14 protein-coding genes are annotated in these 15,789 nt (G+C 71.4%); 5 read left to right on the forward strand and 9 right to left on the reverse strand.

The features are described from left to right. Nucleotides 1-150: 150 nt before the first annotated feature. The 5 genes from AB0I73_RS26495 to AB0I73_RS26515 all read right to left on the reverse strand — a co-directional run bounded on the left by AB0I73_RS26495 (nt 151) and on the right by AB0I73_RS26515 (nt 8,188). Nucleotides 151-2,268 (reverse strand): SpoIIE family protein phosphatase, encoded by a 2,118-nt coding sequence (locus tag AB0I73_RS26495; RefSeq protein ID WP_363041315.1) that lies wholly within the window; start codon nt 2,266-2,268, stop codon nt 151-153. A gap of 375 nt (nt 2,269-2,643) precedes the next feature. Beyond that, nucleotides 2,644-3,375 (reverse strand): DUF402 domain-containing protein, encoded by a 732-nt coding sequence (locus tag AB0I73_RS26500; protein WP_363041317.1) that lies wholly within the window; start codon nt 3,373-3,375, stop codon nt 2,644-2,646. Nucleotides 3,376-3,482: 107 nt separating this feature from the next. After that, nucleotides 3,483-4,886: a class II fumarate hydratase gene (locus AB0I73_RS26505; protein ID WP_363041319.1), complete on the reverse strand. Its 1,404-nt coding sequence runs from the start codon at nt 4,884-4,886 to the stop codon at nt 3,483-3,485. Between the two features lie 248 nt (nt 4,887-5,134). After that, nucleotides 5,135-6,088: a M28 family metallopeptidase gene (locus AB0I73_RS26510; protein ID WP_363041321.1), complete on the reverse strand. Its 954-nt coding sequence runs from the start codon at nt 6,086-6,088 to the stop codon at nt 5,135-5,137. Between the two features lie 408 nt (nt 6,089-6,496). Beyond that, nucleotides 6,497-8,188, reverse strand: a complete 1,692-nt coding sequence (locus AB0I73_RS26515; RefSeq protein ID WP_363041323.1) for a fumarate hydratase — start codon at nt 8,186-8,188, stop codon at nt 6,497-6,499. A gap of 218 nt (nt 8,189-8,406) precedes the next feature. Between AB0I73_RS26515 and AB0I73_RS26520 the strand changes: the two genes are divergently transcribed. Beyond that, the gene (locus AB0I73_RS26520; RefSeq protein WP_363041325.1) at nt 8,407-9,096 is read left to right on the forward strand and encodes a DUF1707 domain-containing protein; all 690 of its coding nucleotides are present in this window, start codon (nt 8,407-8,409) and stop codon (nt 9,094-9,096) included. A 189-nt stretch (nt 9,097-9,285) separates the two neighbouring features. Continuing rightward, nucleotides 9,286-9,663: a WhiB family transcriptional regulator gene (locus tag AB0I73_RS26525; protein WP_363041327.1), complete on the forward strand. Its 378-nt coding sequence runs from the start codon at nt 9,286-9,288 to the stop codon at nt 9,661-9,663. Between the two features lie 90 nt (nt 9,664-9,753). On the opposite strand, the gene glpX is transcribed toward AB0I73_RS26525, so the two are convergent. Beyond that, a complete protein-coding gene (gene glpX, locus AB0I73_RS26530) occupies nt 9,754-10,788 on the reverse strand; it encodes a class II fructose-bisphosphatase (protein WP_363041329.1) in 1,035 nt (344 codons plus the stop codon). A gap of 123 nt (nt 10,789-10,911) precedes the next feature. Here glpX and AB0I73_RS26535 point away from each other — a divergent pair, with 123 nt between their 5' ends. Then, complete coding sequence (locus AB0I73_RS26535; RefSeq protein ID WP_363041330.1) at nt 10,912-11,445, forward strand: DUF4245 domain-containing protein; 534 nt, start codon at nt 10,912-10,914, stop codon at nt 11,443-11,445. A gap of 92 nt (nt 11,446-11,537) precedes the next feature. On the opposite strand, the gene AB0I73_RS26540 is transcribed toward AB0I73_RS26535, so the two are convergent. The 3 genes from AB0I73_RS26540 to xseA all read right to left on the reverse strand — a co-directional run bounded on the left by AB0I73_RS26540 (nt 11,538) and on the right by xseA (nt 13,775). Then, nucleotides 11,538-12,128 (reverse strand): malonic semialdehyde reductase, encoded by a 591-nt coding sequence (locus AB0I73_RS26540; protein WP_363041332.1) that lies wholly within the window; start codon nt 12,126-12,128, stop codon nt 11,538-11,540. A 180-nt stretch (nt 12,129-12,308) separates the two neighbouring features. Then, on the reverse strand, nt 12,309-12,557 hold the full coding sequence (locus AB0I73_RS26545) for an exodeoxyribonuclease VII small subunit (protein ID WP_363041334.1): 249 nt from the start codon (nt 12,555-12,557) through the stop codon (nt 12,309-12,311). A gap of 9 nt (nt 12,558-12,566) precedes the next feature. Continuing rightward, complete coding sequence (gene xseA / locus AB0I73_RS26550) at nt 12,567-13,775, reverse strand: exodeoxyribonuclease VII large subunit (RefSeq protein ID WP_363041336.1); 1,209 nt, start codon at nt 13,773-13,775, stop codon at nt 12,567-12,569. Between the two features lie 138 nt (nt 13,776-13,913). On the opposite strand from xseA, the gene AB0I73_RS26555 reads away from it, so the two are divergent. Beyond that, nucleotides 13,914-14,948, forward strand: coding sequence for a 4-hydroxy-3-methylbut-2-enyl diphosphate reductase (locus tag AB0I73_RS26555; protein WP_363041338.1), 1,035 nt, complete (start codon nt 13,914-13,916; stop codon nt 14,946-14,948). Nucleotides 14,949-15,029: 81 nt separating this feature from the next. Continuing rightward, the gene (ppgK, locus tag AB0I73_RS26560; RefSeq protein WP_109376798.1) at nt 15,030-15,776 is read left to right on the forward strand and encodes a polyphosphate--glucose phosphotransferase; all 747 of its coding nucleotides are present in this window, start codon (nt 15,030-15,032) and stop codon (nt 15,774-15,776) included. Nucleotides 15,777-15,789 lie beyond the last annotated feature (13 nt).

The raw sequence follows: 15,789 nt of genomic DNA on the forward strand, positions 1-15,789 counted from the left end.
GACGCCCCCTCCTACGACGACCCGGCCAAGAAGGTCCGCGACACGCTGCGCCCCGGCATCGTGGAGATGGGCCAGTTCGACGCCCGGTGACAACACCGGGCGCCCCACACCTCTTCGTGCCGTACGGCCGCCGTGGTTCAGCCGCCGTGCTCAGCCGCCGTGGTTCAGTTCGAACCACACCACCTTGCCCGTGCTCAGCCGGGTCGCGCCCCAGCGCCGGGCCAGCCGGTTGACCAGGTACAGGCCGCGTCCGCCCTCGTCCGTGGCACGCGCCTGCCGGAGCCGGGGCAGCTGCGGCACGTCGTCACCGACCTCGCAGCGCAGTACGTCCGTACGCAGCAGCCGCAGCGTGACCGGCCGGGAGGCGTACCGCACCGCGTTGGTCACCACCTCGCTGACCAGCAGCTCCACCGAATCGGTCAGCTCCTCCAGGCCCCACCGGGACAGCGCCTTGCGGGCCAGCCGGCGGGCCCGGCCGGGAGCGGCGTCCTCCGGCTCCAGGAACCAGTACGCCACATCGCTCGGCGCGATCCCGTCGAAGCGGGCGGCGAGCAGCGCGATGTCGTCGTCCCGGTCACCCGGTCCGAGCATGTCGAGCACCTCGTCGCACAGCGCCTCCAGCGGCGGCGGATGATCCGGGCCGGTCAACTGCGCGGTCGCGGCGAGCTTGTCGCGCAACTGGTCGATGCCGGTCCACACGTCCCGCAGCCGCGACTCGACCAGCCCGTCGGTGTAGAGCAGCAGCGTCGCCCCGGCCGGAGCCTCCAGCTCCACGGCCTCGAAGTCCACGCCGCCGACCCCGATCGGGGCGCCCGCGGGCACCCGCAGCACCTCGGCCCGGCCACCCAGGGGCAGCAGGATGGGCGGCGGATGACCGGCGTTGGCGATGGTGATGCGGTGCGCGACCGGGTCGTACACCGCGTACAGACAGGTCGCCATGCGGTCCGCGCCGAGCCGCTGCGCCTGCTCGTCCAGGTGGTGCAGCACCTCCTGCGGGGGCAGGTCGAGTCCGGCCAGGGTCTGGGCGGTGGTGCGCAGTTGGCCCATGATCGCGGCGGACGTCATGGAGTGCCCCATGACGTCGCCGACCACCAGCGCGACCCTGCTGCCGGGCAGCGGGATGGCGTCGTACCAGTCACCGCCCACCCGCGCGGTCTCCGCGGCCGGCAGATAGCGGGAGGCCAGCCGCACACCGGTGCAGCGCGGCAGGTTCTCCGGCAGCATGGTGCGCTGGAGTTCGTCGGCGATGTACGCCTCCCGCCCGTACAGCACCGCCTTGTCGATGCCGAGGGCGCTGTGCGTGGCGAGTTGGGCGGCGACCAGCAGGTCGTCGGCCTCGAAGGCAATGCGCTCGGGGCCGCGCAGGAACAGGGCCGCGCCGATGACCCGGCGCCGGCCGCGCAGCGGCGCGAGGATCGCCCGCTGCCCGTCGGGCACGGCCGCCCCGCCCTCCTCGCCGAGGAGTTCGGGCAGCGCGGCCCGGGCGGCGGGCGCGTCCGTGAACACCGGCCGTACGCCGCGCAGCACTTCGGCGAGCGCGCTGCCGGGCCGCACCGTGCACCGCTCCGCGCCGACCGAGTCCAGCGCGGACGGCTCGGGCGGGAGGGCCGGCACGAACCCGTTCTCGGTGTCGCGGGCGGCCGGGATCCGGTCGCTGCGGCGCAGCCGCAGCACCAGCGGACCGGTGGGCCGCTCGTCGCCGACCGGCAGCGGCTCGCGCAGGTAGACCAGGATCGTGTCGGCGAAGGTGGGCACGGTGGCCCGGCACAGCCCCATGACGATCTCTTCGAGATCGATACCGCGGGCGATCCGCCGGGTCGCGGCGCCGACGAACCTCAGCCGGTCCCCGTCCCGGCGCATCGGAGTGGGCCGCCCGGGCGCCGTCACCTGCCCGGTGCGACGCTCCGAACCGCCGGGAAGCCGCGCGGAGCGGTCCTGCGACGGCCCGTCCGGCGCCGGGCCGTCCGGTGCGTCGGGCTTGTGGCCCTGTTCCCCGGGTGTTCCGAGTGCTCCGGGTTCTCCGGCCGGCTGCAGCGGGATGCCCTCGGGCGCGGGTCGGGGCCGGTGCGCGTCCTGCCCGGCGTCCTGCCCGGCGCCCGGCTGGGAGTGCTCGGCGCCCGGGCCGCCCGCCGCTGACGACGATGTCACATCCGGCCCGTGGGCCGGTGTCGAGGCGGGCAGGAGCGCCCCGCGGGCATCCGCGGGGGTGGCGCCCGGTTCCGGGCGCTCGTAGGAGGTCGGCTGCTCCGTCACGCGTGTCGAGTCCATCCGTCCGGGGCCATGTCCCTGTCCTCGCAGTACTCGTGGCACTCGTAGCGCTCGTTGTGCTCGTAGTACCCGTGTTCCCGCCTGCCCCGCGGGTGCGAGGGCGGGGACGCACGCCGTGCGCGCGGTACGTCCCGCCGGAACTCCGATACCCGGATCGTGTGTCCCCGGAACGGAATTCCCTCGTGGTCAGAGGTTGTTCCTGTGCCGCCTGCCGACCGTCCCCGGCCCGCACCGGTGGTGCCGTACCCCTCGCTCACGTCCTGCCGCCCCTCGGTGACGTCCGGTCAAGCCCGGAGCGGGTCAAGGAAGTTGCTGTCGCTCCGTGCCTTGCGGAGGACGATCCTACGTTTCTTGCCCCGGGGTGCATCAAGAGTCTCATGACGACAGATGCGCGGGAGTGCGGTCCCAGTCCGGCGGCAGTGACGGTACCGTCCAGGCCGGATCCGGGCGCCAGTTCTGCCAGCCGTCCGAGAACGGCGCACCCCACCGGGCGATCACGTCCACCGCGTCCCGGCCGGCCTTGCGCACCCTTCTGGCCAGGGCGGCGTCCACGAGCCCGTCCCGCTGGGCCTGCGCGAACTCGTCCTCGTCACGCCAGTGCCAACTGCGGTCGGGGTGCACGGAGATGTCCAGGAAGTGGTCCTCGGAGTCCACCCCGCCCGCCCAACGGGCCAGCGGCTCCTCCAGGTTCACGTACCAGTTCTTGAACCGCCAGCCCGGATCCCAGAACAACCACACCGACCAGGGGTCCCCGGGCCGGGCCAGCTTCAGCACACCGGTCCCGGACCAGTGGTCGCGCCGCACCGTACGGGGCTTGGTGTACCGGGTCGGGAGCGGTTCCCGGTGCACGGGCGTACCGTCGGCGAGCACCGGCTTCACGCACTCGGTGCCGGGCGCCATCCACACGGCGAGCAGTTCGGGATCGTCGCGTACGACCGTGACGGGGCGCGCGATGTGAATGTGCGCGCCGCCGTTCTCCCGGTAACGCCACAGCACCTGCGTCCCGGGCGCCCAGTGGCCCCCGGGGCCGCCCGGGGCGCCCGCCGCCCCGTCTCCGTGCCGTGGGCCGCCCGCTCTCCCTCGTCCTGCCGCTCCGCCCTCTGTCATGGGCAGATATTAGGTGCCCACGGCACCCGACGCCGCGGTCCCCGTCACGGTTCACCCGTGCGGCACGGCAGGGACATGACGGGGACACACACCTGGGCAGCACGGGTTCAGGGGCGCGTCATCCGCAGGACGTCCAGGGCCTCGTCGAGCTGCTCCAGGGTGAGGTCGCCGCGCTCGACGTACCCGCTCTCCAGGACCACCTGGCGGATGGTCCTCCGCTCCGCCAGCGCCTTCTTGGCGACCTTCGCGGCCTCCTCGTAGCCGATGTACCTGTTGAGCGGGGTGACCACGGAGGGGGAGGACTCGGCGTACTCGCGGGCCCGCTCGCGGTCGGCGACGATCCCGTCGACGGTACGGTCGGCGAGCAGCCGGGAGGCGTTGGCGAGCAGCCGGATCGACTCCAGGGTGTTCTTCGCGATGACGGGCAGCATCACGTTGAGTTCGAAGTTGCCGGAGGCGCCCGCGGTGGCGACCGCCGCGTCGTTGCCCATGACCTGCGCGCAGACCATGAGGACGGCCTCCGGGACGACCGGGTTGACCTTGCCGGGCATGATCGAGGAACCGGGCTGCAGATCGGGCAGGGCGATCTCGGCGAGGCCGGTGCGGGGACCGGAGGCCATCCAGCGCAGATCGTTGGCGATCTTCGTCAGCCCGACGGCGATCGTGCGCAGCTGACCGCTGGTCTCCACGATCCCGTCCCGGGCGCCCTGCGCCTCGAAGTGGTCGCGGGCCTCGGTCAGCGGCAGTCCGGTGACCCGGGCGACCTCCTCGATGACGGCGGCCGAGAACCCGGGCGGGGTGTTGATGCCGGTGCCGACGGCTGTCCCGCCGAGGGGCAGTTCGGCCAGCCGGGGCAGGGAGGCGCGCAGCCGCTCCACCCCGTACCGCATCTGGGCGGCGTACCCGCCGAACTCCTGCCCCAGGGTCACGGGCGTGGCGTCCATGAGGTGCGTCCGCCCGGACTTCACCACGTCGGCGAACTCCTCGGCCTTGCGCTCCAGTGAGGCCGCGAGGTGCTCCAGGGCCGGCACGAGGTCCCGGGTGACGGCGGCGGTGGCGGCGATGTGGATCGAGGACGGGAAGACGTCGTTGGACGACTGGGAGGCGTTGACGTGGTCGTTGGGGTGCACGGCCCGCCCGAGCCGCTCGGTCGCCAGGGTGGCGATGACCTCGTTGGTGTTCATGTTGGACGAGGTGCCCGAGCCCGTCTGGAACACGTCGACCGGGAAGTGCTCGTCCCATGTGCCCTCGGCGACCTCACCGGCCGCCGCGCCGATCGCCTCGGCGATATCCTCGTCCAGCACCCCGAGGTCCGCGTTCACCTTCGCGGCGGCGCCCTTGATCCGGGCGAGGGCCTCGATGTGGGCGCGTTCGATGCGCTGCCCGGAGACGGGGAAGTTCTCCACGGCCCGCTGTGTCTGCGCCCGCCACTTGGCGTCGGCCGGTACCTTCACCTCCCCCATGGAGTCGTGCTCGATGCGGTAGCGCCGGTTGTCGTCCGTGGTCGTCATCGTCGTACCTCCGAAAGTCCACAGCAGCGGTGCGGGCCGGGTGTATTCCTGCCGGCCCCTTGCCAGCATCGCGCGCGGGTACCCGGAACGGACTCCGCCCCGCCGCGAGGGGGCGGCGGGGCGGAGTACCGCGTGGAGGCCGGCGCCGCCCGGGCGCCCGGAGGCACGCGTCGTCGGTCAGCGGTCCCGTCCGCCGGGACGCGCTCTCACCGGCCGCGGGGAGACGGCCACCCGGCGGTGTTCCGGCTTCAGGAGACGGCCTGCTGCCAGAGGGTGTGGGCGATGCCGTCGGCCGCGCGGTTCAGGCCGGTGGCGTTGATGTTGGTGAGGGTGTCGCAGGACCGGTGGTAGCAGGGGTCGTAGGCGGAACCGGCCGTGCCGCCCCATTTGGCGGCCTGCGCGGACGTCTTGCGGGCACTGGCGCCCATCGCGTAGCCGGAGGTGGGGATGCCGGCCTGCTCGAAGGGGTAGTCGTCGCTGCGCCCCGCGCCCTCGGTGTTCTCCTCGGGCCGCAGGCCCAGCGAGTCCCAGTACGCCTTCATCGGCGCGGCGGCCGACGAGGTGATGTGGTTGATGAAGTAGCCGCCGTTGGTCGAGGCGACCATGTCGAAGTTGTAGTACGCCCGGATCTGGGAGCGCTGGGTGGAGGACAGCGAACGGACGTAGAACTTCGAGCCGTTGAGGCCCTGTTCCTCGTCGGTCCACCAGGCGAAGCGGACCCGGTTGCGCATGGCCGGGTTCTGCTGGGCCAGGGTCAGGGCGTTCTCCAGGAGTGCGGCCGAGCCGGAACCGTTGTCGTTCATGCCGGGGCCCGCCGAGACGCCGTCGAGGTGGGCGCCGAACATGTAGACGTTGTTCGCGTCGCCCCGCGGCCACTCGGCGATCAGGTTGGGGCCCGCTCCGCTGGTGCAGCCGGAGGTGCAGGGCTGCTCGGTGACGGTGTAACCGGCCGCCTGCAGCTTGCCCTTCACGTAGGCGACGGAGTCGCGGTAGCCCTGGGTGGTGGAGCGGCGGTTGCCGCCGTTGCGGCCGGCGATGGCGCTGAGCTCGCTCAGGTGCGCCTGCACCTTCGTCACGTCGACGTCGGGTGCGGCGAGGGCGGACCGGCTCGTGTCCGCAGGAGCGGCGGCCGCGGCGGGGAGTGTTCCGCAGCCGAGCACGACGGCGAGGGAGAAGCTCGCCACGGCGAATCGTCGTCTCACACTGTCTCCTTCGGGAAGTGGCCGTGGGGTGGGCCACAGGGAGTCCGACATAGCGTGTGCATGTCAGAGTGGCGAGAAGACTCACAGTGGAAGTTGAGGGAGTCAACGGAAATGGGGCCCCTGCGGGCAGGTTGTCCAAAAAAGGAACACGGCGTCCGTTATCCGGGCGCGCGGATCCCCGCAGCGGCCCCCACGGGCATTTCCGGGGCCGGAATCCGCCGTGAGGGCACGGTCGGTGTCGAGCTGTCCCGGCCGGTCGGGGGCGAACCGCGGGCGGTGGGCCGCCCCGGCCCGTCCGGCGTTCGAGGGCGGGACCCGTTCAGGGCCGAAGGGGCCCGGGGCGCGGTCTCGGAGCCGGGGAGGGAAGGGGCGGCGGGAGCTGAAACCCTCGACCGCCGCCCCCGGGCGCTACGCCAGCCCCGGCCCCCGCACCGGGATCGTCGTGAACGTCGGGGCCGGCGCCGGGTCCTGGAAGAAGTCGTTGCCCTTGTCGTCGACGACCACGAACGCCGGGAAGTCCTCGACCTCGATCTTCCAGACCGCTTCCATGCCGAGCTCCTCGTACTCCAGGACCTCGACCTTCTTGATGCAGTCCTGGGCGAGCCGGGCGGCCGGGCCGCCGATCGAGCCGAGGTAGAAGCCGCCGTGCGCCGCGCACGCGTCGGTGACCTGCTTGCTGCGGTTGCCCTTGGCCAGCATCACCTTGGAGCCGCCGGCCGCCTGGAACTGCTCGACGTAGGAGTCCATGCGGCCGGCCGTCGTCGGGCCGAAGGAGCCGGACGCGTAACCCTCGGGCGTCTTGGCCGGACCGGCGTAGTACACCGGGTGGTCCTTGAGGTACTGCGGCATCCCCTCGCCCGCGTCCAGCCGCTCCTTGATCTTGGCGTGCGCGATGTCGCGGGCCACCACCAGCGGGCCGGTGAGCGAGAGCCGGGTCTTGACCGGGTACTTGGTGAGCTCCGCCAGGATGGCGTCCATCGGCTGGTTCAGGTCGACCTTGACGACGTCGCCCTCCCCCGCGGCGGAGCCGCTGTCGGACTCGGCCAGCTGCTCGTCCGTCGTCTCGGGCAGGAACCGCGCGGGGTCCTTCTCCAGCTGCTCCAGGAAGACGCCCTCGGCGGTGATCTTCGCGACGGCCTGGCGGTCGGCGGAGCAGGAGACGGCGATGGCGACCGGGCAGGACGCGCCGTGCCGCGGCAGGCGGACCACGCGGACGTCGTGGCAGAAGTACTTGCCGCCGAACTGCGCGCCGATGCCGATCCTCTGCGTCAGCTCGAAGACCTTCTGCTCCAGCTCCTTGTCCCGGAAGCCGTGGCCCAGCGGGGAGCCCTCGGTGGGGATCTCGTCGAGGTAGTGCGCGGAGGCGTACTTCGCGGTCTTCAGCGCGTACTCGGCGGACGTACCGCCGACGACGATCGCCAGGTGGTACGGCGGGCAGGCGGCCGTGCCGAGCGAACGGATCTTCTCCTCCAGGAACTTCATCATGGAGGTCTCGTTCAGGACGGCCTTGGTCTCCTGGTAGAGGAAGCTCTTGTTGGCGGAGCCGCCGCCCTTGGCCATGAACAGGAACTTGTAGGCGTCGCCGTCGGTGGCGTAGAGCTCGATCTGGGCGGGGAGGTTGGAGCCGGTGTTCTTCTCCTCCCACATGGTCAGCGGCGCCATCTGGGAGTAGCGCAGGTTGAGCTTCTGGTAGGCGTCGTAGATGCCCCGGGACAGGGCCTCCTCGTCGCCGCCCTCGGTCAGGACGTTCTGACCGCGCTTGCCCATGACGATCGCGGTGCCGGTGTCCTGGCACATGGGGAGCACGCCGGCCGCCGCGATGTTGGCGTTCTTCAGCAGGTCCAGGGCGACGAACTTGTCGTTGGACGAGGCCTCGGGGTCGTCGATGATGCGGCGCAGCTGGGCGAGGTGCGCGGGGCGCAGGTAGTGCTGGATGTCGCGGATGGCCTCTTCGGCGAGCTTGCGCAGCGCATCCGGCTCCACCTTGAGGAAGGTCCGTCCGTCGGCCTCGAAGGTGGAGACACCTTCGGAGGTCACCAGCCGGTAGGGGGTGGTGTCCTCTCCCATGGGGAGCAGATCGGCGTACTCGAACTCAGGCATCTCGCCCATTCCTCACTCGACAGACGGCCGCCCGCCTCCGTCGGCGGGCGCTCACCAGCGTATGGCCTGTCGCTGCGGGTGAGCTTGTGAGGTTGTCCTCAGTGGGTGACGGGTCCTCATGGGGGCGCGGAGAGGTTTTCGACGGGTTCCGGACTCGTTCACGAGTAGTTCCCGACAGGGGCTGGTCGCGATCTATCGCGTTTGGGTACGCTGCTGCCGTGGACCTTCAGAAGCATGCCCAGCCCCGGGGCGGTGCCGCGCCGGCCGCCGACCTGCGCGTCTCGGACGCGGACCGTGACCGCATCGCCGACCTCCTGCGCGAGGCCCTGGCGGAGGGCCGGCTGACCGCCGACGAGCACGCGGAACGTGTCGAGGGCGTGCTGGCCGCCAAGACGGCCGGGGAGCTCGAGGTGTTCGTCCGGGATCTGCCGGCCGCCCACCAGGGGCGAGCGGTCCATGCCTCGGCCCCGAGCCGCCCCACCGCCGGCGCCATCCCGACGGACCCCGACGAGAACGTGGTGGCGATCTTCAGTTCCGCCACCCGCAAGGGCCGCTGGCGGGCCGGTCGCCGCATCCATGTGTACGCGGTCTTCGGCAACGTCGAGATAGACCTCAGCGAGGCGCTCTTCGACCACCAACAGGTCGTGATCAAGGCCTTCTCGGTCTTCGGCAACGTCGAGGTCCGCGTCCCGCAGAACGTGTCGCTGCGCGGTATGGGCGGTGGCGTGCTGGGCAACTTCGAGGTCGCCTCGCTGGACGCGGAGGACCCCGAGGCCCCGGTGGTCTACGTGGACGGCTGGTCGGTGCTGGGCAACATCGAGGCGCGGCCCAAGCGGGGCAAGCTGGTGGCGGACATCCTCGACCGGGTGCAGCGCTCGGTGGACAAGCGCAAGGGCCTGGACCGTTGAGGCTCTGAGGCTCCGGCACTCGGGCGGCGGGGCGGGCAAAGGCGCCGCGTCCGCGGGGCGCGGCGGCGGAGCGTGCCGAATTCCGGTGCCGGAAGCCGCGGTTCGGAACTCAGTGCATAGGCGTGCGCACAGCGGGTAGGCCTTGCTGCATCGTCTCTCGCTCGCGAAGCCGTCGTCAGGAGTAGACCCGTGCCGCAACCGCCGCATTCGTCCCTGCAGGTAGCTGCCGTTCCGGCCCAGCGGGTGCCGACGCGAGACAGGGATCAGGACGCGCCCTGGCACACCGAGGCGGTGTGCCGGCGTGACGAGGCAGGGCTGTTCTTCGCCCCCTCGAAGGAACCCACGGCCGCCCGGCTCTCCCGCGAGGAGGCCGCCAAGCGGGTCTGCGGCCGCTGCCCGGTGATGGTCGAGTGCCGGGAGCACGCCCTGCTCCAGCCCGAGCCCTACGGCGTCTGGGGCGGCTTGACCGCCGCCGAGCGCCGGGTGGTCCTGGCCCGGCGCCGCCGCCGCGACCTGGAACTGCAGAAGACGGCGCGCACGACGGGATCCATAGCGGCGGCCGGCTGAGGCGCGCCGTTCGACGAGGCGGACCCACGGTGACCCACGGACCGCACACCCGTGGGTCACCCGCACGTCCTTCGGCGGACCCGGCGGGAGTTACCTCGCCCGGTCGAAATCCACCGCGCTGTAGGCGCGCAGCTTGCTCAGCCGGTGCTCGGAGTCGATCCGGCGGACCGTGCCGGACTTGGAGCGCATCACGATGGAGTCGGTCGTGGCGGTCTCGGAGCGGTAGCGCACCCCGCGCAACAGCTCGCCGTCGGTGATGCCGGTGGCCACGAAGAAGACGTTCTCCCCGGTGACCAGGTCGGCGTCGGTCAGCACCCGGTCGAGGTCGTGCCCCGCGTCGATCGCGCGCTGCCGCTCCGTGTCGTCCTGCGGCCACAGCTTGCCCTGGAGGGTGCCGCCGAGGCACTTCACGGCACAGGCCGAGATGATGCCCTCGGGGGTGCCGCCGACGCCGAGCAGCAGGTCGATGCCGGTGCCCTCGCGCAGGGCGAGGATCGAGCCGGCCACGTCGCCGTCGGAGATCAGTTTGATGCGCGCTCCGGTCTCCCGGATCTCCTTGATGATGCCGTCGTGCCGCGGCCGGTCGAGGATCACCACGGTGACGTCCTCGGGTGTGACCCGCTTGGCCTTGGCGACCCGGCGGATGTTCACGGAGACCGGCGCGTCGATGTCGACGAAGTCGGCCGCCTCGGGCCCGGTGACCAGCTTGTCCATGTAGAACACCGCGGACGGGTCGAACATCGAGCCGCGTTCGGCGGCGGCGAGCACGGCGATCGCGTTGGTCATGCCCTTCGCGGTCAGCGTGGTGCCGTCGATCGGGTCGACGGCGATGTCGCACTCGGGCCCCGTCCCGTCGCCCACGCGCTCCCCGTTGAAGAGCATCGGGGCCTCGTCCTTCTCGCCCTCGCCGATGACGACGACACCGTTCATCGAGACGGTGGAGACGAGCGTGCGCATGGCGCGTACCGCGGCGCCGTCGGCGCCGTTCTTGTCGCCCCGTCCGACCCAGCGCCCCGCGGCCATCGCCGCCGCCTCGGTGACCCGGACGAGTTCCAGGGCGAGGTTGCGGTCGGGAGCTTCGGAGGGCACATCGAGCTCGGACGGCAATTGATGGTGTTCGGTCATCGGAGCGCACCTTTCTGTACGACGACGGCCGGATGAGGGTATGGGTTGACTCTAGCGCCGGGATGACAAAATGAGCAGGGGACCCCACGGATGAGCGCGACGGGCACCTGCGACGATAGGGGCGTGGCAGGAACGAACAGCACGCAGAAATCGGCCCGGGACATGGTTCTCTCCCTGGGTCTCATCTTGCTCGTCGCGGGAGTGATCTGGCTGTTCATCCCGCACGACGACTCGGAGCCCGATCTCAGGCGGGTCGACTACCGGGTCGACCTGCTGACCGCGCGCCGCGCCGCCTCCTACGCGGTGGCCGCGCCCGAGGGGCTGCCCGAGGCGTGGAAGCCCACCTCCGTCCGCTACCGGGGCGAGGACTTCGAGTCCTGGCACCTCGGCTACCGGGCTCCGGACGGGGAGTACGTGGCGGTCGAGCAGTCCACCGAGAAGCCGGTGGCCTTCATCGAGGACGCGACCCAGGGCGCGGAGAAGACCGGGACCACCCAGCAGATCGACGGCAGGACCTGGACCCGGTACGAGGGCGATCACTACGACGCGCTGGTGCACGAGGACCCCGAGGGCTCGACCACGGTGGTGACGGGAACGGCCTCCTTCGACCAGCTGACGCGGATGGCCGAGGCCCTGCGCACCGAATCCGCCGACTGACCGGTTCGCGACGGCAGACATACGGCAGGCATACGGAAGGACCCCCCGACACGACGTGTCGGGGGGTCCTTCCGTATGCCGCGAGGCGACGATCAGACGGTGGTGACGACCTCGTCGTACGCCAGGCGCGGGCCGCGCGGGAACCAGGCGTTCTCGCCGGGGCGGCCGATGTTGACGACCATCAGCGGGGTGTGGTCGTCGTCGAGGAACTCCTTGCGGATGCCCTCGAAGTCGCAGCCGGTCATCGGTCCGGCGGCCAGACCCGCGGCGCGGACGCCGACGATGAAGTACGCGGCCTGCAGGGCGGCGTTCAGGGAGGCCTGGCCCTCCCGCATCGAGCGGTCGCCGGCGAACATGTCCTTGGCCCCGGGGAAGTGCGGGAAGAGCTGCGGCAGTTCCTCGTGGAACTCGTTGTCCGCGGAAAGGATGGCGACCAGCGGGGCGGCGGCCGTCTTGGTCGCGTTGCCCTCGGCCATGTGCTGGACGAGGCGCTCGCGGGCCTCGGGGGAGCGGACCAGGGTGACGCGCAGCGGCGACTGGTTCATGGAGGTCGGGCCGTACTTGACCAGGTCGTAGATCGCCTGAATCTGCTCGTCGGTCACCGGCTCGTCGGTGAACGTGTTGGCGGTGCGCGCCTCGCGGAACAGCAGGTCCTGGGCGGCGGGGTCAAGAACGAGAGACATGGGGAACCTTCTCGGGATATACGTCGGATCCTTGAGCCAAGTCCGTGGTGGTGCCACGTATCGGCTGACGGGAACAACGTTACGCCAATGAAGTTCAACTTTCAATTAAACGTGGAACCCGGTGACCCACTTCATAGCCGGGGTCAGCCGGCGCTTCCCCGCCCGGAGCCCCCGGAGCCCTCACCCCCCGGTCTCCTCCGTCTCCTCTGCGAGCGCCGCGTCCAGCCGGGCCCGCGCCCCGTCCAGCCGGCGCCGGCACACCTTGGCCAGCTCCTCGCCCCGCTCCCAGAGCGCGAGCGACTCCTCCAGCGTCGTACCGCCCGTCTCCAGGCGGCGCACGACCTCGATCAACTCGTCCCGCGCCTGCTCGTAACCGAGCGCCTCGGCCTCGGCCGAGGCCGCCGTCGACTGGTCCTTCTTGCTGGTCATCCGCCCACCCTACGCATCGACTCGGACAGTGAACTCACCCTCGGACACCCGTGCCCGCAACGCCTCACCGGGCTCCACCTCGCCCGGATCGCGCACCGCGCGCCCGTCGGCCCGCTGCAGCACGGCGTACCCGCGCTCGAGCGTCGCGGCGGGGGACAGGGCCACCACGCGCGCGTGCGTGTGCGTCAACTCGGAGTCGATCCGGTCCAGCTGGTGACGCAGACAGCGCCGGGCCCGGTCGAGCAGCGCCGTGACCTCCTCGGCCCGCGCGTCGACCATCCGGTACGGATCCTCGATCGACGGCCGGGCCAGGGCGTGGGCCAGCCCCCGCTCCTCCCGGTCGACGAACGCCTGAACGCAGCGCCGCGCACGGTCGCGCAGCAGCCGCACCCGCTCGTACTCCTCGCCCACGTCCGGGACGACCCTCTTGGCGGCGTCCGTCGGGGTGGAGGCCCGCACGTCGGCGACGTGGTCCAGGAGCGGGCTGTCCGGCTCGTGCCCGATCGCGGAGACGACCGGCGTACGACAGGCCGCCACCGCCCGTACCAGCTGCTCGTCGGAGAACGGCAGCAGGTCCTCCACGCTGCCCCCGCCCCGCGCGACGACGATCACGTCCACCTCGTCGACCGCGTCCAGCTCCTTCACGGCCTGGACGACCTGCGGCACCGCGTGCACCCCCTGCACGGCGACGTTGCGCACCTCGAAGCGGACGGCGGGCCAGCGGCGTCGGGCGTTCTCCAGCACGTCCCGCTCGGCGGCCGAGGCGCGTCCGCAGACCAGCCCGATCAACCGCGGCAGGAACGGCAGCGGTTTCTTCAGCTCCGGCGCGAAAAGGCCCTCCCGGGCGAGGGACTTCTTCAACTGCTCCAGCCGGGCGAGCAGTTCCCCGACCCCGATCGGCCTGATCTCGGCGGCCCGCAGCGACAACTGCCCGCGCGGGGCGTACCACTCGGGCTTGCAGTGCACCACGACGCGCGCGCCCTCGCTCACGACGTCGGCGACGGCGTCGAACACCTGTCGGTAGCAGGTGACGCCGACGGAGACGTCGTACGAGGCGTCCCGCAGCGTCAGGAACACCATTCCGGCGCCCGGACGCCGCGACAGCTGGGTGATCTGCCCCTCGACCCACACCGCGCCGAGCCGGTCGATCCACCCCCCGATGAGCCGCGAGACCTCACCGACCGGGATGGGCGCTTCCGCAGACGTGTTGAGAGCCATGCCGCGAGAGTAGTGTGCGCCACCGACAACGCAGCTCCCCTCACCCGCCGGCGACGCAGGCCCTCCCCTCCGCCGGCGTCCACCGGCCCGCACCGCTTCCCGGACGCGATCACCGGCCCGCCGGGCGTGGCCCTTACGATGGGACGCATGACCGCTTCGCCTGGCCGCCGTGTCCTGCTCGCCGCCCCCCGGGGCTACTGCGCGGGCGTGGACCGCGCCGTGATCGCCGTCGAGAAGGCCCTCGAGCAGTACGGGGCCCCCGTCTACGTCCGGCACGAGATCGTGCACAACAAGTACGTCGTGCAGACCCTGGAGAAGAAGGGTGCCGTCTTCGTCGAGCAGACGGAGGAGGTTCCCCCGGGGAACATCGTCATGTTCTCCGCGCACGGCGTGGCCCCCGTCGTCCACGAGGAGGCCGAGCGCGGCCGACTCGCCACCATCGACGCGACCTGCCCGCTGGTCACCAAGGTGCACAAGGAAGCGGTCCGGTTCGCCAAGGAGGACTACGACATCCTCCTGATCGGGCACGAGGGCCACGAGGAGGTCATCGGCACCTCCGGCGAGGCGCCCGACCACATCCAGCTCGTCGACGGCCCCGAGGACGTCGCCAAGGTCGAGGTCCGCGACCCGTCGAAGGTCGTCTGGCTCTCCCAGACCACGCTCTCCGTCGACGAGACCATGGAGACCGTCGACGCGCTCAAGGACAAGTTCCCCCAGCTGATCTCCCCGCCCAGCGACGACATCTGCTACGCCACGCAGAACCGTCAGCTCGCGGTGAAGCAGATGGGCGCCGAGGCGGACCTGGTGATCGTGGTCGGCTCGCGCAACTCCTCCAACTCCAAACGGCTGGTCGAGGTCGCCAAGCTCGCGGGCGCCCGCGCGGCGTACCTGGTGGACTTCGCCGACGAGATCGACGAGGCCTGGCTGGAGGGCGTCTCCACGGTCGGCCTGACCTCGGGCGCCTCGGTGCCGGAGGTGCTGGTCGAGCAGGTCCTGGAATGGCTCGCGCAGCGCGGCTTCGAGGACGTCGAGATCGTCAAGGCCGCCGAGGAGTCCATCATCTTCTCGCTGCCGAAGGAACTGCGCCGCGACCTGCGCGAGGAGGCGGCGGCGCTGGTGGCGGAGCGCGGCGGCACCGGGTCGGACGAGCCGGGGGCGACCTCCGCGGGGTGACCCCGTGAAGGTTTCGGAGGGTTCCGGAGGGCGGCGGTATCCGGTTCGGTGACCGTCCGCCGTCCGGCATACCGTAGGTTCATGCAGATCTTCGGTGTGGACATCGGTGGTTCCGGCATCAAGGGTGCGCCGGTCGACCTGGACAAGGGGGACCTCGCGCAGGAGCGCCACAAGGTCCTCACCCCGCAGCCGTCGACGCCGGACGCGGTGGCCGACGGTGTCAAGGAGGTCGTCGACCACTTCGGCTGGTCCGGGCCGGTCGGGGTCACCTTCCCCGGTGTGGTCACCGACGGCAGCACGGTCCGTTCGGCGGCCAACGTCGACAAGGGCTGGATCGACACCGACGCGCGCATGCTGCTCGGCGACCGTCTCGGCGGCATGCCCGTGACGGTGGTCAACGACGCGGACGCGGCGGGCATCGCCGAGGTGCACTTCGGCGCCGGCCGGGGCCGTCGGGGCACGGTCGTCCTGCTGACCTTCGGCACGGGGATCGGCAGCGCCGTGTTCGTGGACGGCCTCCTCGTCCCCAACACGGAGCTCGGCCATCTGGAGCTGAACGGCCACGAGGCGGAGAAGCGTGCCTCCAGCAAGGCCAAGGAGGACCACAACCTGACGTGGGAGCACTGGGCGCGCCGGGTGCAGAAGTACCTGGCCCACGTGGAGATGCTGTTCTCGCCGGAGCTCTTCGTCATCGGCGGCGGCGTCAGCCGCAAGTCCGACAAGTTCCTGCACCACATCCACGGCATCAAGGCCGAGATCGTCCCGGCGCAGCTGCAGAACAACGCGGGCATCGTCGGGGCGGCGATGCGGGCGGCCACGGGCATGTGACGCGACGCCCGAC

The organism is Streptomyces sp. NPDC050388 (assembly GCF_040655635.1).
In the GTDB taxonomy this organism is placed as follows: Bacteria; Actinomycetota; Actinomycetes; order Streptomycetales; family Streptomycetaceae; genus Streptomyces.